19 protein-coding genes are annotated in these 24,024 nt (G+C 49.0%); 10 read left to right on the top strand and 9 right to left on the bottom strand.

The features are described from left to right. Positions 1–11: 11 nt before the first annotated feature. Positions 12–1,271, bottom strand: coding sequence for an ATP-dependent RNA helicase SrmB (gene srmB, locus SHEWANA3_RS17490; RefSeq protein WP_011718139.1), 1,260 nt, complete (start codon positions 1,269–1,271; stop codon positions 12–14). A gap of 400 nt (positions 1,272–1,671) precedes the next feature. On the opposite strand from srmB, the gene SHEWANA3_RS17485 reads away from it, so the two are divergent. Continuing rightward, positions 1,672–5,040 (top strand): MHYT domain-containing protein, encoded by a 3,369-nt coding sequence (locus SHEWANA3_RS17485; protein ID WP_011718138.1) that lies wholly within the window; start codon positions 1,672–1,674, stop codon positions 5,038–5,040. Positions 5,041–5,042: 2 nt separating this feature from the next. Then, positions 5,043–6,038 carry a two-component system response regulator gene (locus SHEWANA3_RS17480; RefSeq protein WP_011718137.1) on the top strand — a complete coding sequence of 332 codons (996 nt, stop codon included), beginning with the start codon at positions 5,043–5,045 and terminating at the stop codon, positions 6,036–6,038. Positions 6,039–6,094: 56 nt separating this feature from the next. Here the strand turns inward: SHEWANA3_RS17480 and SHEWANA3_RS17475 are convergent, their stop codons facing one another. Next, positions 6,095–6,820 carry a methyltransferase gene (locus SHEWANA3_RS17475; RefSeq protein ID WP_011718136.1) on the bottom strand — a complete coding sequence of 242 codons (726 nt, stop codon included), beginning with the start codon at positions 6,818–6,820 and terminating at the stop codon, positions 6,095–6,097. 523 nt (positions 6,821–7,343) lie between these two features. Here SHEWANA3_RS17475 and brnQ point away from each other — a divergent pair. From brnQ to SHEWANA3_RS17445, 6 genes are all read left to right on the top strand, one after another. Further along, positions 7,344–8,759: a branched-chain amino acid transport system II carrier protein gene (gene brnQ, locus SHEWANA3_RS17470; protein ID WP_041412775.1), complete on the top strand. Its 1,416-nt coding sequence runs from the start codon at positions 7,344–7,346 to the stop codon at positions 8,757–8,759. A gap of 81 nt (positions 8,760–8,840) precedes the next feature. Next, positions 8,841–9,743, top strand: a complete 903-nt coding sequence (gene xerD, locus SHEWANA3_RS17465) for a site-specific tyrosine recombinase XerD (RefSeq protein ID WP_011718134.1) — start codon at positions 8,841–8,843, stop codon at positions 9,741–9,743. A gap of 150 nt (positions 9,744–9,893) precedes the next feature. Beyond that, on the top strand, positions 9,894–10,619 hold the full coding sequence (gene dsbC / locus SHEWANA3_RS17460; protein ID WP_011718133.1) for a bifunctional protein-disulfide isomerase/oxidoreductase DsbC: 726 nt from the start codon (positions 9,894–9,896) through the stop codon (positions 10,617–10,619). A gap of 92 nt (positions 10,620–10,711) precedes the next feature. Next, positions 10,712–12,436 carry a single-stranded-DNA-specific exonuclease RecJ gene (gene recJ / locus SHEWANA3_RS17455; protein WP_011718132.1) on the top strand — a complete coding sequence of 575 codons (1,725 nt, stop codon included), beginning with the start codon at positions 10,712–10,714 and terminating at the stop codon, positions 12,434–12,436. A gap of 38 nt (positions 12,437–12,474) precedes the next feature. Then, positions 12,475–12,804 (top strand): hypothetical protein, encoded by a 330-nt coding sequence (locus SHEWANA3_RS17450; protein ID WP_011718131.1) that lies wholly within the window; start codon positions 12,475–12,477, stop codon positions 12,802–12,804. A 13-nt stretch (positions 12,805–12,817) separates the two neighbouring features. Further along, a complete protein-coding gene (locus tag SHEWANA3_RS17445; RefSeq protein WP_011718130.1) occupies positions 12,818–13,237 on the top strand; it encodes a GNAT family N-acetyltransferase in 420 nt (139 codons plus the stop codon). A 73-nt stretch (positions 13,238–13,310) separates the two neighbouring features. On the opposite strand, the gene ahpF is transcribed toward SHEWANA3_RS17445, so the two are convergent. The 4 genes from ahpF to SHEWANA3_RS17425 all read right to left on the bottom strand — a co-directional run bounded on the left by ahpF (position 13,311) and on the right by SHEWANA3_RS17425 (position 18,383). After that, complete coding sequence (gene ahpF / locus SHEWANA3_RS17440) at positions 13,311–14,888, bottom strand: alkyl hydroperoxide reductase subunit F (protein ID WP_011718129.1); 1,578 nt, start codon at positions 14,886–14,888, stop codon at positions 13,311–13,313. A 233-nt stretch (positions 14,889–15,121) separates the two neighbouring features. After that, the gene (ahpC, locus tag SHEWANA3_RS17435) at positions 15,122–15,691 is read right to left on the bottom strand and encodes an alkyl hydroperoxide reductase subunit C (RefSeq protein WP_011718128.1); all 570 of its coding nucleotides are present in this window, start codon (positions 15,689–15,691) and stop codon (positions 15,122–15,124) included. Positions 15,692–16,014: 323 nt separating this feature from the next. Further along, positions 16,015–17,550 carry a leucyl aminopeptidase gene (locus tag SHEWANA3_RS17430; RefSeq protein WP_011718127.1) on the bottom strand — a complete coding sequence of 512 codons (1,536 nt, stop codon included), beginning with the start codon at positions 17,548–17,550 and terminating at the stop codon, positions 16,015–16,017. 89 nt (positions 17,551–17,639) lie between these two features. Next, complete coding sequence (locus SHEWANA3_RS17425; protein ID WP_011718126.1) at positions 17,640–18,383, bottom strand: methyltransferase domain-containing protein; 744 nt, start codon at positions 18,381–18,383, stop codon at positions 17,640–17,642. Positions 18,384–18,483: 100 nt separating this feature from the next. On the opposite strand from SHEWANA3_RS17425, the gene SHEWANA3_RS17420 reads away from it, so the two are divergent. Both SHEWANA3_RS17420 and SHEWANA3_RS17415 read left to right on the top strand, forming a co-directional pair. Next, positions 18,484–19,029, top strand: a complete 546-nt coding sequence (locus SHEWANA3_RS17420) for a mechanosensitive ion channel family protein (protein ID WP_011718125.1) — start codon at positions 18,484–18,486, stop codon at positions 19,027–19,029. A 246-nt stretch (positions 19,030–19,275) separates the two neighbouring features. Further along, a complete protein-coding gene (locus tag SHEWANA3_RS17415; RefSeq protein ID WP_011718124.1) occupies positions 19,276–19,803 on the top strand; it encodes a DUF3332 domain-containing protein in 528 nt (175 codons plus the stop codon). A gap of 109 nt (positions 19,804–19,912) precedes the next feature. Here the strand turns inward: SHEWANA3_RS17415 and SHEWANA3_RS17410 are convergent, their stop codons facing one another. The 3 genes from SHEWANA3_RS17410 to fccA all read right to left on the bottom strand — a co-directional run bounded on the left by SHEWANA3_RS17410 (position 19,913) and on the right by fccA (position 23,744). Further along, positions 19,913–20,650: a dienelactone hydrolase family protein gene (locus SHEWANA3_RS17410; protein ID WP_011718123.1), complete on the bottom strand. Its 738-nt coding sequence runs from the start codon at positions 20,648–20,650 to the stop codon at positions 19,913–19,915. Between the two features lie 67 nt (positions 20,651–20,717). Further along, on the bottom strand, positions 20,718–21,707 hold the full coding sequence (ldhA, locus tag SHEWANA3_RS17405) for a lactate dehydrogenase LdhA (protein WP_011621602.1): 990 nt from the start codon (positions 21,705–21,707) through the stop codon (positions 20,718–20,720). A gap of 246 nt (positions 21,708–21,953) precedes the next feature. Beyond that, complete coding sequence (fccA, locus tag SHEWANA3_RS17400) at positions 21,954–23,744, bottom strand: fumarate reductase flavoprotein subunit FccA (protein WP_011718122.1); 1,791 nt, start codon at positions 23,742–23,744, stop codon at positions 21,954–21,956. Positions 23,745–24,024: the final 280 nt, after the last annotated feature.

Below are 24,024 nucleotides of genomic sequence, written 5' to 3'. Positions count from 1 at the left end.
TCGTAGCTGTGTTATTGCTTCTTACGTGCAATTTTACTGGCCTTTTTAGCAGCTTCTTTTTTGCTGGTTCGCTTCGCGGCTTCCTTGGCTTTTACTTTGGCCTTTTTCTTAGTCGGCACGCGCGCCTCTTTATGTTTAGGACGCAGTTCCTCGATGATGCGGCGTTTAAGCGGCTGCTCGATATAACGCTCAATCTTACCGACAATCCGCATATCGTGGGCTTCGGCCAATGAAATTGCCGTTCCTTTTGCCCCCGCGCGGCCAGTACGACCAATACGGTGGATGTAACTATCGGCAGAACGTGGCATGTCGAAGTTAATCACATGGCTGATATCGTCGATATCGATACCACGGGCGGCCACATCGGTCGCGAGTAACACATTCACTTCACCTTTGGTAAAGCGGCTTAAGGCTTGGAAGCGTTTCTTCTGTTCCATATCGCCACGCATAAAGGCGCAGGGAATACCGGCTTTAAGCAGTTGGCCTTCTAGGCTAGAAACCACATCGCGAGTCTTCACGAATACGATGGCGCGTTTAACGTCTTCCTGCTTGAGCAGATAGCACAGCAGAGCAATCTTATGTTCTTTATCGTCGGCAAGGTGGATCCATTGGTGGATCTTGGCCTTCTCTTTACGCGGTGCGTCAACATCGATTTCGATAGGATCGTTAAGCACTTCGCGGGCAAAACGGATAACGCCGCTGCCTTCGAGGGTGGCCGAAAACAGCATATTTTGCTTACGACCTTGGGCTTCGAGGGCAATGGCTTTCACCACGGCGGAGAACCCCATATCGAGCATGCGGTCGGCTTCGTCGATGATCAGTATGTCGACCGATTCCGCGCTGAATTTGCCTTTATCTAAATATTCCATCAGACGGCCAGGCGTCGCGACCAGAATATCGATATTGTCTTTTAGGGCTTCTTCCTGCGGACCATAGGGCACACCGCCGGTGATAATGGCGATATTCAGCCCTTGGCCTGTGGCTAAGTGGCAGGCATAACGGTGAATTTGGCTGGCTAACTCACGGGTTGGCGTCAGGATCAAAATTCGTGCATGGCCAGAATAGCGACGGGGAAAGTCGATTAAGTGTTGCAGTGCTGGCAATAAGAAGCTGGCGGTTTTACCTGTACCCGTCGGGGCGCGCGCCAAAATATCCCGCTGCTCGAGGGCATGAGGCAGGGTTTCTTGCTGGATGGTGGTGGGCGACAGGTGCCCCATGGCTTTAAGTGACTCTAATAAGCTAGGGTCAAGCTGAAAATCTTCAAATTGCATGCGCGGCGTCTCGACGAATAATAGCCAAGCATTATAAAGGTTATAACCGTTAACTTAAATAATTTAATCGGGAGAGGCTTTACTTTTACGCGGTTTGGCCGATGCAGTACGGGTCTGTCTACTTCAAGGCCCGTTAACCGTTGCCGTTGGGGGTGGATTTTACCGTACTCGATTGCATTTGAAGGCAGACATTTTGCAAAAGATGTATAAGATAAAGAGAATATTGTAAAAATATTGGCTTTTGTTGAGAGAGTTCGAAGGATTGATGGGATGTTAGCTGGAGTCTTAACAATAAATTGTGCTGATGGTTGATGAGCGTCATCCCATAGTACCCAAGTGTTAGCCCTGCTTGGATAGCGTACAAAATGTTGGTTACGATTAGGTTTTACGTTTCTAAAACATGGGCTTGGAACATATGGCTTTTGATTGGTTATCGCAGTTTTTTATTTTTTCCCACGACAGCCTATTGCTGAATGTCTATTACAATCCCTTGTTAGTCACTATCTCTATTCTGATTGCGATTTTTGCAGCCTTTATGGCCTTTCAGGTGACGACTCAAGCGGTGCAGAGCCAATCGAGAGCACGCCAGCAGAGCATGCTACTGACTGGGAGTTTAGTCCTTGGCGGCGGTGTCTGGTCGATGCATTTTATCGGTATGTTGGCCTTCGATTTATGTTCGCCCGTGAGCTATGACTTTGGCCTCACTGCGCTATCCCTATTGCCCTGCATAGGTGCCTCATGGGTGGCGCTTAACCTGCTATCTAAACCGAGTTTTCAGTTTTCCCAAGTCTTGCTGAGCGGCACCTTAGTGGGCGCCGGAATTGGCACTATGCACTATGTGGGCATGGCTGCGATGGAGATGGCGCCATTGCTGCGTTACGACCCATGGATTTTTGCCCTGTCGATTGTGGTCGCCGTGCTATTAGCCATTATTGCGCTGTGGGTTCGTACTGGGTTGAATCAGCTTATCTCCTCCAACATGAGCACCATTACGAGTAATTTTATCGCCAGTATCGTCATGGGATTAGCGATTTCGGGCATGCATTACACTGGCATGGCGGCGGCGCGTTTTGTTAGACCCGAAGGTTTGGAACTGAGCCAGCAGACCTCGGAAATCTCATTCTATCTCGCGCTCGGCGTCTCGGTGATCACCACTGCAATTATCTGCTTAGTGCTGATTGTGAATGTGATCTTTAAGTATAAAGACCTGTCTTTACTCGCAAAATCCAATGAAGACCGCATGCGCGCCATGATGAATACCGCCGTCGATGGCATTATCACAATCGATGGCCAAGGTATCATAGTGAATGTGAACAAGGCGGTGACCACGATTTTAGGCTGGTCTCCTGCCGAACTGCTTGGGGCGAATGTGAAAAAAATCGTCCCTGAGGCGATTCGGCCGCACCACGATGGCTATTTAGCTAGGTATGCACAGACCCGCGAAGCGCAAATTATTGGCACGGGGCGAGAGGTCGAAGCGCAACATAAGGCGGGTCATTTAGTGCCAGTGCGCCTGAGTATCGGCCATGTGATGCAGGGCAAAGCCCATTACTTTGTCGGTTTCATCTCCGATCTCAGCCAACGCAATGAGATGGAGCAAGAGCTAAAAATCAATGAGGCCAAGTTTCGCTCGCTGATCACCAATATCCCAGGCATTGCCTATCGCTGTAAAAGCACCGAGGGCTGGCCCATGGTATTTATCAGCGACGCGGTGCAGAACATCACTGGCTATCCCGCCGAAGACTTTGAACTCCCCCATCCGAAACGTTTCTTCTCGGATCTCTATCATCCGGACGATATTGAAACCATTTACGCCCAAGCGCAGCCACCGACCTTTTCGATGGAATACCGCATTATTCGCGCAGACGGTGGGGTACGTTGGCTGTTTGAACACGGCAATTACATCCTCGATGAAACCAGCAAAGAGGTGTGGATTGATGGCTTCCTGATGGATATCACCGAGCGTAAGGAGATGGAACAGGACTTAGTGACGGCAAAGAATAATGCCGAGCAGGCGGCAGCGGCGCGTGCGGCCTTCTTGGCCAATATGAGCCACGAGATCCGCACGCCAATGAATGCCATCATCGGCTTTAGCGACATTCTGTTGGAGTCGGTATTAGACCTTGAACAACAAAAACAGCTCTCTACCATCAATCGCTCCGCCAAATCCTTGCTGCACCTACTCAACGATGTGCTCGATAGCGCCAAGCTCGACAAGGGCAAACTCGAGTTAGAAAACCGAGTGTTTTGCTTAACCGATGAAATCGATACTGTGATTTCAACCCTGTGGTTGCAGGCGAAGAAGCAGCGTTTATCCCTCGAGGTCGATGTTGCGCCGACGATGGCGGCAAACTTTATCGGCTCTCCGGAGCGTATCCGCCAAGTGCTGATCAATTTGATTGGCAACGCGGTTAAATTTACCTGCGAGGGGACGGTGACGGTCAGAGTCTTTCCACAAGATACGACCCAAGATACGACCAAAATCACCTTCGAGATTATTGATACTGGAATTGGCATGTCGCCTGAGCAGCTTAATCGGGTATTTGAAGCGTTTGCCCAAGCCGATGCCTCCATGAGTCGCAAATACGGTGGCACAGGACTTGGGACGACCATCAGTAAGCAGTTGGTCGAATTGATGGGCGGAGAGCTCACCGCCGAAAGTACCTTAGGTCAAGGCAGTACATTCCGCTTTACCATTCCCTTGCAACCTAGCTCTGAGCCGCTATCGACCCAGCGCGCCGACAATGGCTCATTACCGCCTCTGACGCTACTTGTGGTCGATGATATTCAACAGAATATCGATCTATTGTCCGTATGGTTAACCCGCCAAGGGCATAAAGTGATCACTGCCCGCGATGGCGAACAGGCGCTGCTGCGGATGCAAAAAGCCGACATCGATATCACCTTGATGGACCTGCAAATGCCGGTAATGGATGGATTAACGGCGGCGAAGATGCGCCGTGAGCAAGAGGCTGAATCTCAATTACCCCATATGCCAATTATTGCCTTAACCGCGAGTGTGCTCGAGCAAGACAAGAGCGCCGCCGAGCAGGCGGGTATGGATGGCTTTGCCAATAAACCCATCGATTTTGCGCTGCTGACGCGGGAAATTGCCAGAGTGTTGCAACTTAATCCGCCTCAAGCCGAGTTTGAATCTTTGCCGCCTGTGAGCACGCTATTAGTCGATGAAGCCAAGGGCGTGAAATTGTGGGGTTCTAAACCCCTATTTATCAAAGAATTGATGAAGTTTATTGCCCAATGGCCAGAGAAAAGCCAAGCGTTACAACAGGCAATGAGTGGGCAAGATACGGCAACAATTAAACTCTTAAGCCATAGTTTGAAAGGGGTTAGCGGTAATCTGGGGCTGCTGCAATGGATGGCGCACTTTGGCCAGTTAGAGCAGTTGGCGCAAGCTGAGTCGCCCTCACGTGAAGCCATGGAGGCCATAGTTGCTCAGATTAGCGACTCTCTCGTCGAGATTGGGGATTATATCGAGAGCACTACAGTGCCCGCGGCAGCAGTATCCGCTGCTGTCCATGCGGGGACTGGCGATCCCGCACAATTATTAACGCATATTGATGCCTTGCTGGCATCGATTGCGCACCATAGTTTTGAAGAGTCTGATCTTGAAGCGCTCACCGCTCGTATTGATGAGTCTCTACGTCTGAGAGCGGCCATTATTGCTGAGGCGCTAGACAACTTTGATTTTGATATTGCCCATAATGAATTGACCGAGTTACGGCGTTTTATCACCGCGAATAAGGAGTAGCAATGCAGTCTACATCTGAACATAAGAAAACCTTATTGTTGGTGGATGATGAGCCCGTTAACTTACGGGTGCTCAAGCAAGTTTTGCATCAGGATTACCATCTTATCTTTGCCAAAAGTGGCGAGGAGGCCCTGCGCCTCGCGCAAACTGAGTTGCCATCGCTGATCCTACTCGACATTATGATGCCCAATATGACGGGGTTAGAAGTCTGTCAGTTACTGAAAAATATCTCTGAGACTCAGTCGATCCCGGTGATTTTTGTCACCGCCTTAAATGATGAACACGATGAGGCGGCGGGCTTTGCCGTGGGCGGGGTGGATTACATTGTGAAGCCGATTTCGGCCACCATAGTCAAAGCGCGGGTGAAAACCCATTTATCCTTAGTACAGGCCGATGAATTGCGCCGCACTCGCTTGCAAGTGATCCAACGTTTAGGTCGCGCCGCCGAATATAAAGATAATGAAACGGGCACCCATGTGCTGCGCATGAGTCATTATTCTAAAATTTTGGCTTTGGCCTACGGCCTGAGTGAGGCGCAGGCGGATGATTTATTGCATGCGGCGCCCATGCACGACATAGGTAAAATCGGTATTCCCGACAGCATTATGCTCAAACCGGGTAAGTTGACCGATGAAGAGTTCGCCATTATGAAAACTCACCCCCATATTGGTGCCGAAATTATCGGTGAGGCGGATTCCGAGCTGCTGCGACTAGCCAAATCCGTCGCGCTGACTCACCACGAGAAATGGAACGGCACAGGTTATCCTAATGGATTGAAAGGCGAAGCCATTCCATTAGAGGGACGCATAGTCGCCCTCGCCGATGTGTTTGACGCGCTCACCAGCAAACGTCCCTATAAAGAGGCTTGGTCAGTTGAGAAGACCATGGACTATATCCATGAGCAGAGCGGAGTGCATTTCGATCCTGAGCTAGTGCGGTTATTTACCGACAACTTAGACAAAGTGCTTGAGATTAAAAATAAATGGATAGATAGCTGATATTAGATTCGCTACAAAAGATAAGGCTCTTGATGCGAGCCTTATTGCTACTCGAATTAAAGCTTTAGGTAAAAATCTTTGGTCAGGGCAATCATTTGCTCGGTATAGCGGCCATCTTCCCCACGTAGGGTGAGCTCTGTGTGCTGACAGGGTTCATCCTGACTTTGAGTTAAAAGAATCTTAGCCAACAGCAGCAAGACACGATTCGCGTCCTTATTCTCCATGCTTTTTACCCTCACTTCCTTTACGAGATAAAGTTGAGTCTGATGCAGGCAGGCCTTAAAGCGCGTCAGGCTTTGGATGGGCAGGATCAGGCTGGCGTGGCCTTCATGCGACAGGCACTGACTTATCGCCTCGAGTAAGGGCGTAAAGCCTAAGGTGTCAGTGTGGCGCGCCATCGCCCTGTGTTGCTCATTTGCCTTGGGGCCATGTTCGAAGTAGGGCGGGTTGCAGATGATATGGTCGAAATATTCTTGATACTCAGCTTGTTGGCAAACGTGCTGAATATCGCCATGGATGAGCTTACATCTATCCGCCCACGGACTTTGCGTCATATTGTATTGGCACGCCGCGGCGGCTTTTTCCTCCAACTCGACAGCGGTGATTTGCCCTTGGCTGCGCTGCGCCGCCATTAAACTCAATAATCCACTTCCCGCCCCAATATCGAGAATATGCTTAGCCCGCGACAGCGGAGCCCATGCACCTAATATCACGCCGTCGGTGCTGACGGGCATACCGCAATTAAGATCATCAATGTGGAATTGTTTAAAGGTAAATGCCATTGGATATCAGACTATCGAGTGAATTAATGGGGGCGATTTAAGATTGCCGCTATTTTAAATGGCCGTTCGCGCTTTAGCTAAGATTTTTATGGTTTAGTGAAATAAGTCTATTCTTCCATTTAGATCTAGTTTTTGTGTTTTTTATGCTGTTTTGAGGCGAAGTTCACTTAATTAACGGTTTAATTTATTACCTCGGTAACGCATTGTTAGCAGTTAATTAGCATTGAGGTGGTTTTTTTCTTAAAAACAACCTTGATTGTTGTATTGATTTTTGAATTCTGTTATTAGTTTTGCCCCCATTTTTAATCAATTTTATGATTAACGGATAGGTGAACGGGTTTTTAGGTGAATAAATCGGCAGTGAAGCCAATTTTTAGTTCATTTTTGTTTATAAACTCAGCAGATATCGCACATATTTACCACGGAATTGTGTAAACATAGATTTGCACTCCGAATGGGCTTTGTTTTAGCTATGGCTAATCGACACATAATCACTTAAGTTTATTAAAAACAATAAGACAAGATGGGGCTTTCTGTGCAAGACAATCAGATGAGTATCGGGGATACATTAGGCTTAGGTTTTATGACCTTCGCGTTTTTTTTGGGGGCGGGTAACTTAATTTTTCCACCCTTTGCGGGTATGTTGGCCGGGGAGAATATGCCCCTTGCCATGTTAGGCTTTCTCATCACTGCCGTAGGTTTACCTTTAGTCGGGCTCATTGCTGTTGCTAAGGCTCAAGGTAAGGTTATGGCAATGCTGCCAGTGTTTGCGGCAACCGCTTTGGCCATCGCGATTTATATCATTATTGGACCAGCGTTTGCGGCGCCGCGTACGGGTCTTGTGGCCTATGAAATCGGTGCTAAGCCCTTTATCGACAACACTACGGCGACCATTATGCTCGGCAGTTTGTCGCTGAATCTGTCGCAACTTATCTACACCCTGTGCTTCTTCACTGTGACTATGCTACTGGCATTGTTCCCCGGTAAGTTACTGGACAGCGTCGGTAAAGTATTAACTCCTATCCTGTTGTTATTACTGGTCGGTTTAGCCTTATCAGTGGTGTTTTTACCCGCAGGCGATGTTGGCGCGGCCGTGGGTGACTACCAAAACCATCCGCTGACCAAAGGTATCCTCGAAGGCTATAACACTATGGATACCCTAGCGTCTTTGATGTTCGGTATGTTGATTATCGATCTGCTGCGTAAAAAGGGGATTGACCAGCCTAGCGCGCAGACTAAATACTTGATCCGCGCAGCCTTTATCGCGGCGGCAGGGCTTGCTTTTGTTTATGTGTCACTGTTCTTTTTAGGTGCGACGGCGGGTGATATTGCCGTGGGCGCTAAAAACGGTGGCGAGATTTTAACTAACTATGTGACACGCGAGTTTGGCAGTTTGGGCACTGTATTGCTGTCTACCGTGGTGACCTTAGCCTGTTTAACCACGGCGGTCGGTTTAGTGAGTGCCTGCTCAGAGTTTTTCAATGAGCTGATGCCAAAGCTGTCTTACCGTTTCTTAGTGGTTCTACTGAGCGCCATCTGTGCCTTGATCGCAAACGTTGGTCTGTCGCAGTTAATTACTATCAGTATTCCGGTGTTGATGGCGGTTTACCCTGTGGCGATTGCCTTAGTGGCGGTGACCTTCTTGACCGAATACTTCCCGCGTCCACAGTTTGCCCATCGCGCGGCACTGTCGGTAGCCTTGCTGTTTGGTATTTTCGATGGGATGAAAGTCGCAGCGAAAAGCCTCACTGGTGAAGACGGTAAAGGCGTGACGGAAGCGGCGCAAAGCTTTATCGATCTCGTCAGTGGTATGTCTCCAACGTTGTCTATCCTGCCACTGTATGAAGAGGGCATGGCGTGGTTATTACCAACGCTAGTGGTGATTGTGCTCTGTTTAATCATTCGTGGTAGCGGCGCGAAAACTGTCAGCGCGGCATAAACAAGGCGCTGCCAGAAGCAGACAATTGAGTTAATATCAACGGCGTATCTTTAGAGTGCGCCGTTTTTTTATGGAGTTTTTGTGGCTAAAACCTATCAGTGCGATCCGCTTATCGATGCCTTTCTCGATGATCTTTGGTCCAGCAAGGGCTTAAGTGATAACACCTTGAGTGCTTATCGCACCGATTTACGCCATTTTGACCGCTACCAACAGGGCCAAGGCCTGCGGTTAATCGAGGTAGGGCAAGCCGATGTGCGTGCCTATTTAGCCTACCGCGTCGAGCAACAATTTGCCCGCACCAGTAGTGCACGTTTGCTCAGTAGTTTACGGCGTTTTTACACCTACTTACTGCAAACCAAACAGATTGCTGGCGATCCTATGGCGTTAATTGAATCGCCTAAATTGAGTCGGCAGTTGCCCGATTCCTTAAGTGAGTCACAGGTCGATAGATTGCTGGCCGAGCCCAATGTGGATGACCCCGTCGAGTGCCGTGATAAAGCCATGCTCGAACTCTTATACGCCACTGGATTACGGGTGAGTGAGCTGGTGGGACTCACCATGGAGCAGATGAGTTTGCGCCAAGGTTTAGTGCGGATTGTGGGTAAGGGCGGTAAAGAGCGCTTAGTGCCCATGGGCGAGCTGGCCATTACCGAGGTCGAGCGTTACTTAAGCTTTGCGCGCTATGAACTCTTGGGCAATATCCAGTCCGATGTGGTATTTCCTTCGAAGCGGGCACAGATGATGACAAGGCAAACCTTTTGGCATCGGATCAAGCTCTATGCGAGTCGCGCTGGCATCGAAACCGAGCTTTCGCCCCATACCCTGCGCCATGCCTTTGCCACCCACTTACTTAACCATGGCGCCGACCTTAGGGTGGTGCAATTACTCTTAGGTCACAGTGACTTATCGACCACTCAAATTTATACCCATGTGGCGCGAGCGAGATTACAAGAGTTGCACCAACAACATCATCCTCGCGGTTAAGTTGGATCCTTCACAAAACCGTGGATGGTCGAATTTAGTTACAGTATAAATTTGCATTCTATCTGGCTTGTCTGTAACTTTTTGCCCCCATACAAGGTCTAATAAACAGACCCATATTTCGCAGTAGCGATTTACTTAATAGGAAGTCCCATGAAGTTGACCCGAGCATTATCTTTAGTTATCGCGCTTGTTGTTGCGCCTCTGGCCAGCGCCGCTACGGCGACCACTCCCGACACCGCTGCTATTAAGCAAAAACTCAGCGAGATGTTAGACGTTGAAGTGATTTCAATGCAGGACTCGCCGATTGAAGGTTTATACCAAGCCATGACCAATCGTGGTGTGCTCTATATTAGCCGTGATGGCACAAAACTGTTCCACGGTAACTTGTACGATCTCGATAAGGGGATGAAAAACCTGACGGAAGCCGCACTTGCTGGCCCGCGTCTAGAGATGATGAAGCCACTTGAAGATCATATGTTGGTATACAAGGCTAAGGATGAAAAACACGTAGTGACGGTATTTACCGATGTAAGCTGTGGCTATTGCCGCAAGTTGCATAGCCAAATGGCCGACTACAACAAGATGGGCATTACCGTGCGTTACTTAGCTTTCCCACGTGCTGGCGTACCATCTGCCAATGCCGATGAAATGCAAGCCATCTGGTGTGCTAAGGATCCATTAAAGGCCATGACAGAAGCCAAGGCGGGCCAAAAAGTGTCTGCCGCGACCTGTGATGCCAAAATTGCCGAGCAGTATGAGTTAGGCACCAGCTTTGGTGTTAACGGCACGCCTGCAATCGTATTGGAAGATGGCAGCATGATCCCTGGATATCAACCACCTGCGGATTTACTGCGTACCTTAGAAGCGCGTAAATAATCCCGTTTCGGATAAATTTATGCCATTAAAGGTGAGCTTAAGGCTCACCTTTTTGTTATCTTAGCCCCATGATTGCTTAAGAGTTTGCTCCCTTGATCCATAAGATAGTCCGTCGTCCAACCGTTGATGATAGCCATTTACCCGCTCACCTTCCGCCGTTATTAAGACAGCTTTACGCCCGCCGTGGTGTTATGCCCAACGAGTGCGAGCTAGTGCTTAAAGGCCTGTTAAGACCCGATACTATGAAGGGCTTGGAGCTGGCCGCTAAGTTGATTGCCGATGCGATGCAGCAGGAGAAGTCGATATTGATCGTCGGTGATTTTGATGCCGACGGCGCCACTTCAACCAGTGTGTGTTTGTTAGCACTGCGAATGATGGGGGCGAGCAAGGTCGATTATTTGATCCCCAATCGTTTCGACTACGGTTATGGCCTAAGTCCTGAGATTGTCGCCGTGGCGGCATCCAAACAGGCAGAATTACTTATCACAGTAGATAACGGCATTTCCTCGATTGAGGGCGTAGCCGCCGCCAAGGCCTTTGGCATGCAGGTGGTGATCACCGACCATCACTTACCCGGCCATGAGTTACCAGATGCCGACGCCATAGTGAATCCCAACCAGCCCGGTTGCCAGTTTGCCAGCAAATCGATTGCCGGCGTCGGGGTTGCCTTTTATCTGATGACGGCGCTTCGGGCTGAGCTGCGCGCTCGTCATTGGTATCAAGCCCGCGGCATTGCCGAGCCAAACCTTGGCACTCTGCTGGATATTGTTGCCCTTGGCACTGTGGCCGACGTGGTGTCGCTCGATGCCAACAATCGTATTTTGGTCGAGGCGGGATTGGCGCGGGTACGCAGTGGTCGTTGTCGTGTGGGTATTACCGCCTTACTCGAAGTGGCGAAACGTAATCCCGCTCGCATTGTCGCCTCGGACTTTGGTTTTGCCGTAGGCCCAAGGCTTAATGCCGCCGGCCGACTGGATGAAATGGCGCTTGGGGTTGAAACCCTGCTGTGCGAAGACATTATGTATGCAAGGCGGATGGCGGCAGAACTCGATAGCCTCAACCAAGAGCGACGTGAGCTTGAGGTGGGGATGCAGCAAGAGGCGCTTAAAAGTCTTGAATATCTAAAGCTTAATGAAGAGCAACTTCCGTGGGGCATCGCCCTCTTTCAAGAGGATTGGCACCAAGGGGTTATCGGTATTCTGGCCTCGCGAATTAAAGATAAATACCACAGACCCGTTATCGCCTTTGCCGACGCGGGGAATGGCGAAATTAAAGGCTCGGCGCGCTCCATCAAAGGTTTGCATATGCGGGATCTGCTGGAGTTGGTTAACTCCCGCCATCCAGGGCTTATCAGCAAATTTGGCGGCCATGCAATGGCGGCAGGCTTAACCTTAAAGTCCGGCGGCTTCGCAACCTTTGCCAAAGCCTATGATGATGCGGTGCGTGAACTATTAAAGCCTGAGCAGCTGACGGGTGAGCTGTGGTCCGATGGCGAATTAACGCCGACGGAACTTACCCTCGAAATTGCTCAGTTACTTCGTAATGCGGGGCCTTGGGGTCAGTCCTTCGAGGAGCCATTATTCGATGGCTATTTTAAGATTATCCAGCAGCGAATAGTGGGGGAGCGCCACCTTAAATTAGTGCTTGAAACCCCATGCAGTACTGTGATGTTAGACGCGATTGCCTTTAACGTGGATTTACACACTTGGCCCGATGCGACAATTCAGCATGCGCGCATCGTTTATAAGCTGGATGTGAACGAATATCGCGGTAATTTCACCCTGCAGTTGATGGTCGAGCAAATCGAGCCAATGTAGTCAGTGATTGCGTGGACGTAAGGTGAAAAGGAGTTCAGTTGAAGCCGTTATCGGATAAAAAAATTCGTCAGTTACTCAAGCGCTTTGCGTGGATATACGCGGCATGTTTGAGTATTCCTTTTCTGTCAGCGCTTTTGACGACCAAGGAACAGGGCCAAATGCTGATTATTGGCATTTGGCCTGCCGCTTCACTGCTTTACTTCTTGGCTTATCGTCATCTCGCCCATTTATTTAAATATGAAATCAATCGTCACTTGGCATTTACTAACCATGGTGGTGGCACTCTGGCGGGCGCCTTGTATTCGCTAGCTAAATTAGTGTTATTTGCCATGGCTTTTATGTTATTGGTAAGCGTCAATAACAGCTAAATCGAGGCGAGTGATGGAATATCGGGTCAGCACAGCGCAAACGGAAATGGATTTTGAGCTTATCCATGGTTTTATTTCCAACAGTTATTGGGCGCAGGGTATGCCGCCTGAACTCTTGCGAAAGGCACTTGGCAACAGTTTATGTTTTGGGGTGTTTGATAAGGATAATCAACAGCTTGCTTTTGCGCGCATGATTACTGATAAAGCCACCTTTGCCTACCTTGCCGATGTGTTTGTTCTCGAATCCCACCGAGGCTTAGGGTTAAGTAAAATGATGATGGCAGCGATTATGGAACATCCTGATCTGCAAGGATTAAGACGCATAATGCTCGCCACCCGCGATGCCCATGGACTCTACGCCCAGTTTGGTTTCAAAGCGGTCGATACACCAGAAACCTTAATGCAAATTAGGCTTGAGAATGCTTACCTGTAGAACAGGATTGTTAACACTAAAACAAAAAGCCAGCATCAGCTGGCTTTTTCGTGAGGGGAATAATCGTTAACGATTAAGCCGCTTTAGTTTCTGTGGTCTCGGCACTATCATCGCTATGGCGAATGAGGTAATCAAACGCACCCAGTGAAGCATTGGCACCGCTACCCATAGCGATGATGATTTGCTTGTAAGGTGAGTTAGTCACGTCACCAGCGGCGAATACACCTGGGATAGAGGTTTGGCCGCGCTCATCGACGATGATTTCGCCACGAGGAGTTAAATCCACAGTGCCTTTTAACCATTCGGCATTGGGCACTAAACCGATTTGTACGAAGATACCAGCCAGCGCGATATGGTGGCTTTCACCCGTTGCACGGTCGGTGTAGTTCAGGCCGTTTACACGGGTACCGTCACCAGTCACTTCAGTGGTCATCGCTTGAGTAATGATATGGATATTACCCATAGAGGCCGCTTTACGTTGCAGTACGTCATCGGCGCGCAGTTTGCTATCAAATTCGAGTACGGTCACATGCTCAACAATGTTGGCTAAATCGATTGCCGCTTCGATACCTGAGTTACCGCCACCGATCACTGCAACACGTTTGCCTTTAAATAATGGGCCGTCACAGTGTGGGCAGTAAGCTACGCCCTTACCACGGTATTCTTTCTCACCGGGGACATTCATTTCGCGCCAGCGGGCACCGGTTGCCAAAAGGATGGTACGGCTACGCAGTGTTGCACCGCTTGCCAGTTCGAGTTCGAATAATCCATCGCTCGCCAGTTTAACGGCTTTCTGGTTATCCATGATGTCGACTTCGTAGTCACGAACGTGGGCTTCAAGGTTAGCCACCAGTTTTGGACCTTCAGTCGCTTTTACCGAAATAAAGTTTTCGATACCTACAGTTTCGGCAACTTGGCCACCAAATTTATCTGCAACCACACCAGTGCGAAGACCTTTACGGGCAGCGTAAATCGCGGCAGCTGCGCCAGCCGGGCCACCACCGACGACTAAGACTTCGTATGGGGCTTTTTGGCTGAGTTCTTCAGCTTTACGGCTGGCAGCGCCAGTATCGAGTTTATTTAAGATCTCACCGATGCTGATACGGCCTGCGGCAAACACTTCACCGTTTAAGTACACAGACGGTACGGCCATGATATTACGACTCGCCACTTCGTCTTGGAACAGGGCGCCGTCGATCATCACGTTGGTGATGTTCGGGTTAATCGCAGCCATCATATTTAGCGCCTGAATCACATCAGGGCAGTTTTGGCAGGTGAGTGAAACATAGGTTTCAAACTCATATTTGCCAGGCAGATTACGGATCTGCTCAATGACTTCGTCGCTGAGTTTGATTGGGTGTCCACCCGTGTGCAGCAGGGCTAACACGAGTGAGGTGAATTCGTGACCCATAGGCAGACCAGCAAAGCTAATCTGAGTATTGAGATCGGTGTTAACCACTGTCATCGCTGGCGTACGAGAGCCTTGAGCTTCTTTGAGGCTCACTAAAGAGGAAAGGCTAACGATGTCATTGGCTAAGCTTTTTAATTCTTGAGACTTCTTGCTTTCATCTGCTGACACGACAAGTTCAACTGGTCTCTTGAGGTTTTGCAGATAGGTTTGCAGTTGATTTTTTAAATTCGCATCTAACATGATGACTCCAAAATCCTTGAAAATGAAATAATTGAAAACGCGAGGGGGCCAACCTAGAACCTTGCAGGGGGCGGTTCTCTCTTCCTATTTGGCACCGCAGTTGCGTTGGCTGCATTTACTCACCCCAATCACTTAGATACTAAGCTCATGGGGATTCGTGCAATTGCCGTCTTACTGCGCTGCCAACTAGCTTGAGATACTAGGTTGGCGGGGTTGACTCTTGTTAGGCTAGATTAGATTTTGCCTACTAGGTCTAAAGATGGTGCTAAGGTTTCGTCACCTGGTTGCCATTTAGCTGGGCAAACTTCGCCATCGTGAGTTGCAACGTACTGAGCTGCTTGGATCTTACGAACCAGTTCAGATGCGCTACGGCCGATACCTAGGTCATGGATTTCAGCAACTTTCACTTGGCCTTCTGGGTTGATAACGAAAGTACCACGCAGTGCTAAACCTTCTTCTTCGATCATCACACCGAAGTTACGGCTGATCACGCCAGTAGGGTCAGCCAGCATTGGGAAGTTGATCTTCTTGATGGTGTCAGAAGTATCGTGCCATGCTTTGTGAGTGAAGTGAGTGTCAGTAGAAACTGAGTAAACTTCAACGCCCATAGATTGTAACTTAGCGTAGTGATCCGCCATGTCACCTAATTCAGTTGGGCAAACGAAAGTGAAGTCTGCTGGATAGAAGAATACAACTGACCATTTACCTAACAGATCTTGTTCAGTTACAGGAACGAACTCACCATTGTGGTAAGCAGTGGCTTTGAATGGTTTGATTGTGCTGTTGATAATTGACTGAGTCATTTTATGCTTCCATTTAGTTGATTATGGTGAATTAAGTACGAGCCACTTAACTTGTGTCCCGTTGATGTGAAGCATATTACCCAGCCCAGAATGATAAATATAACGCATAAAAACTATCATCCTAATCGATTTTGTCGAATCAAGCAGGTTTGAGAGGGAGGATTAATCGATTTTACAGTACTGGCGCGTGTTGGCGGCTAATTGATTGTTTACTTTGGTGAAGTGGTAAAAGAGCAGGGCAATAAAAAAGGGATATCGACGATATCCCTTAATCTCTCTTCTCAAACGAGCCACAGACTCGGCTTGAGCGTCACAATATCGCGTTAGTTTTGCGCCTTAGGCTGAGTTAACCAAGTGCTGAGCAGGCGCACGCCATAGCCAGTGGCGCCTGCGGGCACCACGGCGGTATCGGTGGCAGTTAAGGCATTGCCAGCGATATCGAGGTGAGCCCAAGGTTGCTCACCCGCAAAGCGTTTGAGGAACATAGCGGCAGACGATGCCCCTGCGCTGCCTTCTTTACCGGTATTCTTTAAATCGGCGATGGTGGATTTCAGCTCATCGTCGTAGGCTTGATCTAACGGCAAGCGCCAAACTTTTTCACCCACCTGTTGACCCGCAAAGGTGAGCTGCTGCACCAGTGGCTCAAAATCGGTAAATAATCCTGCATAAACGCTACCCAGCGCGCCCACTTTTGAGCCTGTGAGGGTCGCCACATCGACGATAATCGAAGGGCGGTAATTCTCACGGGCATACCAGAGACCGTCGGCTAACACTAAACGGCCTTCGGCGTCGGTGTTGAGCACTTCAACCGTGAGGCCTTGGGCGGTTTTAATCACATCGCCTGGGATCATTGCATGTCCCGACACCATGTTTTCCGCCATCGGCATAATCGCAACTAGGTTTACTGGTGCCTTTTGAATGGCCATGGCCTTGACAGTGCCGAGCACGGTCGCAGCGCCCGCCATATCGGACTTCATCCGCGCGATAGAGGTGCCTGTGGCCTTGATATTGTAGCCGCCAGAGTCGAAGGTAATGCCTTTACCAACTAGGGCTATAGGTGCTTCTTTGCTACCGGGCCAGTGGGCGACGACCAACTTAGGTGGACGCTCGCTGCCTTTACCCACCGCGGCTAAGGCGCCGAGGTTTAAACGTTCAATATCTTTGGCTTCGAGCACTGTGACTTTTACACCGAGGGATTTAAGTTTACGCGCCTCGTTGGCAAAGCTTTCGGGATACATAATCCCTGCCGGCGCATTGGTGAGATCCCGCGCTAAAAACACACCCGCTTCGATAGCTTGTAGATTCTTATGGTGTTTTTGGTTTTGGCTTAAGTCATCAACCCCGATTTGATAGTTCTTCTCGGCGCGATTGCTGGCTTTAAATTGAGTGTAACGATAGCTGCGCAGTTCAATGCCGTGGGCCAGTTCTGAACCGAACAGCGGCGCGTTACTTAAGCCTTGGGTCAGCACACGCACTGTGGCTTGAGGCACGGTTTCAAGCTTGGCGGCAATATTGCCACCTAAAGTGTTGATTTCACCCGGTGTTAAGGTCTTAGCATCGCCAATTCCAACCAGTAACACCCGCTTAGCGTCGATTTCGCTTGGGACTAGGATTTCTAAGATTTCACCGCGTTTACCCGCAAAACTGTTGTCGGCGACCGCAAGGTTGAGTTGGTCTTGAGTCGATTGGGGTAAAAAATCGAGACTATAGGTTGTCGAATCAGCGCTTTGGAACAGCACTAATGTGTCGGAATTGAGTGAGTTACGAGTGTCAAAACTAAAGGTTTCGGCGTTAGCATTGAGAGAGTTAAGGCACGCCAGCGCCATAACGCTTAACAAAAATTTATTCTTATTTTTCATGGTGACAGCTCATATCAATAGGGAGTGAGAAGCATAGCAAAGCTGAGTCTTAGGGTTAACTAATTTAAGCCATTTGACTGAGATTAATCTTAAATCCAAGGGCCAAAGCGAGTCAGTGAACGTTCAAGGGCAAAATCTAGTTGTTGTGACAGGGTTTGCGCCTGACTTTTCAGCGCCGACGCGCTCAAAGATTGTGGTGTTTGGCTGGCAAAAATCACCCAGTTGCCCCCGCTGGTGAGGCAGGCATGCACGTGGGCAAAATGGTGCTGCAGATCGGCGAGCAACTCGCGATTTTGGCTGTGTTCCTTCCAGCAATTCAGCACTAAATAACCGTTGGGTTTAATCAGTTGTGTGCACTGCTGAAGAAAAGTGGGCGAGAGTTGCCCAGTGTCGACCCCTTTAGCGCTGTAGATATCGGCAAAAATCACATCGACCTTTTTATGCTCGGCCGATGCCATAAAAGCGACGGCATCTTGGTTGATTAGATTAAGCTTTTTGCCAATCGGTAATTGAAAGTAACGTTTGGCAAGTTCAATCACTGCTGGGCGAAGCTCAACTGCAGTAAGTTTAATTGCGGCATCGAAGCGGCGCAGGGCATGAATGAGGGCGCCGCCGCCAAGGCCGAGTACGATGGCGCTTTTCGGTTGGCAAAATAACAACACCAGTAGCATGCCTTGCACATAGGTATGTTGTGGGATGTGCGGGGCGGTTTTAAGAATTTTGCTCTGCTCATCGTTGTCGCCAAAGGACAGCACGCGGGTATCACCATAGTCGAGCACGCGGATCGGTCCTAGGGCATCTTGGGTTTCGTGTAGCAAAGTGGCGTCGGCCATAGTACTTATTACTCTATTTGCGTTGGGCTGATTTGGGACTCTATAACTGCTGGTGCAAAAAAGTTAGAATTCAGCTGGTTTCGTTTTTTAAGTGGCTATTATGACAAATCAAATCCTGCTTGCCTGTATTTATCTTGCGGTGTTTCTCTTTTTGCAGCGTGCCTTAACTCAATGGGTGAAAAAACTCTCATTGATGAAGCAGGTGAGTGCCGCCCGTACCAGTCTTGTCACCCGGTTTATTTCCTATGTGATGTTTTTTATCACTCTGTCTTTGATGGCGGTATCCCTTGGCTTGGGTTATCAGGACGTGTCGCTGTTTGTCTCCTCCGCATTTGCGGTGATGGGCGTTGCCTTAGTCGCTCAGTGGTCGATACTGAGTAATTTAACCGCTGGTGTGCTGATTTTCTTTGTGTTCCCGTATCGAATTGGTGAACGTATCCGGGTGGTGGATAAGGATGAAGATATCAGTGGCGTGATTATTGAAATCGCGCTGTTTCATGTGCTTATCCTTAGGGACAATGGCGATACCATCACCTATCCCAATAATTTGATGCTGCAAAAGGCGGTGTTGAAGCTGGCCGATCAGGCACCGCTTGCCGAGCGCCAAGCGTTGCTGGATGGCAAAAAGAAACTCGACCTCGAGTAACTATTCTCCTTTATGTGCGCCGCAGCAGTACATTTATTAGCAAACTGTTGTCGGCGCGTCGCGAACTGATGAGATTTATTATCTTCCCGTGAGCTTTACTTGCTTGAAGCGCTTTTCATAACAAAATCAGCGTACTTGCTTACATTCACTCCATTTTGTTTACTTGGGTTTGTGCCCCGTCGCACGGTTTAGCCCTGTCTAATCCTTAGAATTCGTGTTTTTGTTTTTACCAAGGGAACGAATCGAATGAAATCTAAACTCTTAGCCGTGACGATTGGCGCGCTGTTAACCACACAATTAACAGGTTGTATGGGACAAATGGGTCTGAGCCAAATGGTGACTAAGGGCAACTTAAGCGCGGTGGATAACCGTTATGGCCGTGCGGGCTTATTTATTCTGTTAAGCCCAGTGTATGGTTTGGCGGCAACGGGCGATCTCTTTATCGTTAACACTATTGAGTTTTGGACGGGTAAGAACCCGATCACCGATAAATCCCCTGCGGTCGTTGATATGCCTGTGGACGCGATTTTTAAGGTAAATCCCCATGTGAGCGATGAGCTGAAATCGGCGCCCGTTAAACTGACTCAGGCGCAAATTGCCTATCCCGATGAGCACACTGTGACCATGACCTTAGCCTACGAAGATGGCAGCACTCAGTTATTGTCGGGCCGTAAATCGGGGGATGATGTGGACTTCTTCCTCGACGAGACTTTTATTGCCCGCGTGAGCAACCAAGAGCTGGTGGCCTATAGCCAAAGTCGTTTACAAGGGTAAGCACTGAGGTGTGAAGATTTAGAGGCTTAGGCTCAGAGTTAAGCATTTGGCTAAGCCAACCCATTAATTACGATTGATTAATGAGTTGGCTTTTTTCTTTCGTTTTATCTCATCTCAATACACGGTGAAAAAACGCCACGGATTGTTGATACATTTGCAGCGCCAGCGCGGGATCGTAGCGCTCACCCTCATCACGCATAAAGGCATGCTGAGCATTAACCTCTAACCAACTGAAATTGCGGTTTTTAGCCATCAATTGTTGGTGGATCAATACCCGACCTTCGGGTGATACATGGGGATCTTGCTTGCCAAACACTAACACTAATTCCCCTTGAATATCGCCGCTGCGACTCAGCGAGTCATTGCCATAGGCACAGGGCAGGGTATTGGAGTGAATGTCGGTCGGATAGAGGCAAAACGCCCCCAAAATCTCGGGATTAAGTGCGGCGCGGTAGGCTAAGTGGCCGCCAATACACACGCCCATACTGCCAACCTTACCGGTGCAATAACTCTGCTGACGAGCAAAGTCGATAAGGGCTTGGGTGTCGCTATCGTGTTGCTCTAAGGGTTTGGCAAATTTATCGGCATTGCCTTTATCTTTGCCCACATCGTCGTAGGCAAGCACTGTGCCTATCGGATTTAGCTCGTGGAAGACCTCTGGCACTAACACCACAAAACCATGGCCAGCGAGGATAGTTGCGGTGCGGGCGATGGGCGCGGTTTGCTGAAAAATCTCAGAATAGAACAGGATGCAGGGGAATTGCCCTGGGGCATCTGGGCGATAGACATAAGTGCGCATCGGCCCTGTGGGCGTGTTGATATTCTGAGTTTGCTGAGTCACTAACATATTTAGTTTCCTCTGTGAGGCTTCAATGTTGAAGCCTCACTTTAGCAGTCAGGTATGGTTCTGTCAGTTAAAACAGTTCGTTACCAGAGCGCTCGCCCGCGAGTAGGGCTTTGACGTTGCTCAGGGTTGTATGTGCAATCGCGCCTAGCGCCTCTTCGGTAAGGAAGGCCTGGTGACCGGTAAAAATCACGTTATGACATGCAGATAAGCGACGGAACACATCGTCCTGAATGATCTGGTTCGACTTGTCCTCGAAAAACAGTTCTTTTTCATTTTCATACACATCAAGCCCTAATGAGCCTATCTGGCCGAGCTTTAAGGCTTCCATCGCATCGAAGGCATTGAGCAGGCCGCCGCGGCTAGTGTTGATCACCATGACGCCGGGTTTCATCTTGGCAAAGCTTTCTTTATTCAGCAAATGGTGGTTATCGGCGGTTAATGGGCAGTGCAGGCTGATAATATCGCTGTTAGCGTAAATGGTGTCCAGATCCTGATATTCCACATTGAGCGCTTCTACCGCAGGATTTGGGTAGGGGTCAAAGGCTATGACTTTACAGCCAAAACCGAGCAAGACCTTAATCGTGGCGACCCCGATTTTACCTGTGCCTATTACGCCAACGGTTTTGCCAAACATGTTAAAACCGACTAAGCCTTCGAGGGAGAAGTTCGCATCACGGGTGCGTTGGTAGGCCTTATGGATTTTGCGGTTTAGGGTCAGCATCAAGGCGACTGTGTGCTCGGCTACAGATTCGGGCGAATAGGCGGGCACGTTGACCACTTGCATGCCTAAGCGTTTGGCGGCGACTAAGTCGACATTGTTAAAACCCGCGCAGCGCATGGCAATGATTTTCGTGCCACCTTTGGCAAGCTCGACTAACACTTCTTCACAGAGGGAATCGTTAACAAAGGCGCACACCACCTCAAAACCTTCGGCAAGCTTAACGGTTTGCATGCAGAGGCGATAATCGAAATACTCAATTTGCGCACCAAATGCGGCATTTGTACGGTTAAAATGCTGCATGTCGTAGTGTTTTGCGCTAAAAAATCCAATTCTCATTTCAATCACCTAAAGGTTACATTGTTACTGGCACTGAGTGTATGTGACTCGGCGACATTTGTCCTCTGGTGATGAATTTACCCCGTAAAAAGAGTGAGCTTTGTCATCAATTGCACAAAAAATCATAAAAAAAAGCGAGCCCCTGACGGCTCGCTTGTACTGATAAGCTTGAAGATTCAAGCTGGGCTCCCATGGGTCGTGCTATGTGAGCCTTAGGTTAGTCCCTTAACCTAGAAACTTTTGATATTAGTGATCTTTCGCGTATTTCGCGGCAGATGCACCCGCGATACGGCCGTAGGTCACGATATCAGAGATAGCATTACCACCTAAACGGTTAGCACCGTGAACACCACCAGTCACTTCGCCCGCAGCGTATAAACCTTCGATAGGTTTACCGGTTTTATCGCTCTTCACTTCGGCTTTAGTATCGATAACGATACCACCCATAGTGTGGTGAACCGCTGGCGCGATTTCTAAGGCATAGAAAGGCGCTGTGGCGATTTCACGTGGCAGGTTTGGACGCTCGAATTGAGTGTCTTTACCTGATTTCACAAATCCGTTGTATGAAGTAACGGTTTTCGCTAGTTCAGCGGCAGGCACATCGAGCTGTTTTGCTAAATCTTCGATGGTTTTACCTTCTTTAACGATGTTCAGGTGAACATAACCTTCGATGGCTTTTAAGCTCTTACGGATAGAGTCATCGAATACGAGGTAAGCGCTTTCGCCTTTCTGTTGCAGAATCGCAGCAGACGCTTTATCACGGGTAGTGATTTCGTTCATAAAGCGGTTACCGTCACGGTTAACCACGATAGCACCGTTACCACGTACCGCTTCGGTGATCATCACACCACCAGCTGGTGAGTAAGTTGGGTGAGCTTGGATGTATTCTAAGTCACGAGTTGCGGCGCCCGCTTGCAGCGCAACGTCTAAGCCGTCACCAGTTGCACCTGGGTGGTTAGTCGCTTTAAAGCCTTTTAACTTAGGATCGTACTTAGCGACGCGGTCGTTGTTTTTCGCAAAACCACCTGCAGCAATGACGACTGCATCGGCTTTGATCACATAGTAGCCAGTGTATTCACCTTTCACTAAAACGCCGGTCACTTTACCGCTTGCATCTTCAAGGATGCGTACAACACGGCTGTTTAAACGAATGTCAGTTCCACGTTTAACGGCGTTGTCCCACAGCACTTGTGCAACGTGTGCACCCACACCCGCACCACCGGTTGGACGGTGACTACGGTTAACGCTTGCGCCACCCATACGACCCACGTCAGTCATGTCGGCACCCATAGAGGTTAACCAATCGATAGAGTCTGAAGAGTTGTTGGCCAGAACTTTCACTAATTCAGGATCGTTGATGTTACGACCACCTTTCATGGTGTCGTCGATCATGATTTGTTTCTTATCTTCGATACCTAACTTAGCCTGTGGCTTAGTTTCTGCAGCGTTCATACCGCCGGCAGCCAGTTTAGTGTTACCACCTGGGATAGGTTCTTTTTCTAACAGGATCACTTTCGCGCCAGCATCACGGGCTGAAACGGCGGCAGCAAGACCTGCACCACCCGAACCGATAACCACGACGTCAGTGGTTTCTTTCACGCCAGCGGCAATGGCTTTATCTTGAGCCGCTTTGTCTGCATCAACAGGCACAAACTTACGTTCCCACTTGCCGCCAAATGGCATGTCGAAGCCGAAGCTGTGGCAAGCATCACAGTAAGTCACTGATTTTTCGTGGCCTTTGTGGCAGCTGGTACAAGCGATTTCACCAATTAAGTGTGATTTGTGCGGAGAGACTTTATCTTTTGGCGCTGCTGCAGCCAGTTCTTTTAAATCACCGTGGCAGCTAACGCATTGGGCATTTTCATGGGTCAGGTTGTCGTTGGTCACGCCACCTTTGTCTGATACGTGGCAGCTATCGCAACCGCCCATTTCACCGTGAAAATCGGCTAGTACTTCTGGCGCGGCATAGGCTGTGCCTGCCATTGCGCCAGAGATCAGCATGGCTAGTGCTGTTTTTTGAATCTTTCTTGTGAACATAATCGTTCCTCCGCCGTACATTTCATCTACTTAATAAGGGTTATTCATCATGGCGTGATATTTATATTTTACGTAGCTCACGCGCTTTTAGAGTATTCTCCATGAACAAAGTTACCACTATCTAAAGAGGTATATGCGTGCTTAGGTCACATAACGATTGTTACAGTGAAAATTACATAATTGAAATGTGCAATATGGCTGAAAATATTAACGAAATTGAAGTTAATCACTCAGTGAATACGGTATAACTTGCGTGAGTTAACATATTTTGATGGGCTAA

Origin of the sequence: Shewanella sp. ANA-3 (assembly GCF_000203935.1) — a bacterium.
Taxonomy (GTDB): domain Bacteria; phylum Pseudomonadota; class Gammaproteobacteria; order Enterobacterales; family Shewanellaceae; genus Shewanella.
Note: the sequence above shows the minus strand (reverse complement) of the source record. Positions and strands in the feature narration are given on the sequence as shown.

Bases quoted from the DNA above. Each gene is read 5' to 3' on its own strand.
- srmB (WP_011718139.1), bottom strand. From the start codon at position 1,271: ATGCAATTTGAAGATTTTCAGCTTGACCCTAGCTTATTAGAGTCACTT.
- SHEWANA3_RS17485 (WP_011718138.1), top strand. From the start codon at position 1,672: ATGGGCTTGGAACATATGGCTTTTGATTGGTTATCGCAGTTTTTTATT.
- SHEWANA3_RS17480 (WP_011718137.1), top strand. From the start codon at position 5,043: ATGCAGTCTACATCTGAACATAAGAAAACCTTATTGTTGGTGGATGAT.
- SHEWANA3_RS17475 (WP_011718136.1), bottom strand. From the start codon at position 6,820: ATGGCATTTACCTTTAAACAATTCCACATTGATGATCTTAATTGCGGT.
- brnQ (WP_041412775.1), top strand. From the start codon at position 7,344: ATGGGGCTTTCTGTGCAAGACAATCAGATGAGTATCGGGGATACATTA.
- dsbC (WP_011718133.1), top strand. From the start codon at position 9,894: ATGAAGTTGACCCGAGCATTATCTTTAGTTATCGCGCTTGTTGTTGCG.
- SHEWANA3_RS17445 (WP_011718130.1), top strand. From the start codon at position 12,818: ATGGAATATCGGGTCAGCACAGCGCAAACGGAAATGGATTTTGAGCTT.
- ahpF (WP_011718129.1), bottom strand. From the start codon at position 14,888: ATGTTAGATGCGAATTTAAAAAATCAACTGCAAACCTATCTGCAAAAC.
- ahpC (WP_011718128.1), bottom strand. From the start codon at position 15,691: ATGACTCAGTCAATTATCAACAGCACAATCAAACCATTCAAAGCCACT.
- SHEWANA3_RS17430 (WP_011718127.1), bottom strand. From the start codon at position 17,550: ATGAAAAATAAGAATAAATTTTTGTTAAGCGTTATGGCGCTGGCGTGC.
- SHEWANA3_RS17425 (WP_011718126.1), bottom strand. From the start codon at position 18,383: ATGGCCGACGCCACTTTGCTACACGAAACCCAAGATGCCCTAGGACCG.
- SHEWANA3_RS17420 (WP_011718125.1), top strand. From the start codon at position 18,484: ATGACAAATCAAATCCTGCTTGCCTGTATTTATCTTGCGGTGTTTCTC.
- SHEWANA3_RS17415 (WP_011718124.1), top strand. From the start codon at position 19,276: ATGAAATCTAAACTCTTAGCCGTGACGATTGGCGCGCTGTTAACCACA.
- SHEWANA3_RS17410 (WP_011718123.1), bottom strand. From the start codon at position 20,650: ATGTTAGTGACTCAGCAAACTCAGAATATCAACACGCCCACAGGGCCG.
- ldhA (WP_011621602.1), bottom strand. From the start codon at position 21,707: ATGAGAATTGGATTTTTTAGCGCAAAACACTACGACATGCAGCATTTT.
- fccA (WP_011718122.1), bottom strand. From the start codon at position 23,744: ATGTTCACAAGAAAGATTCAAAAAACAGCACTAGCCATGCTGATCTCT.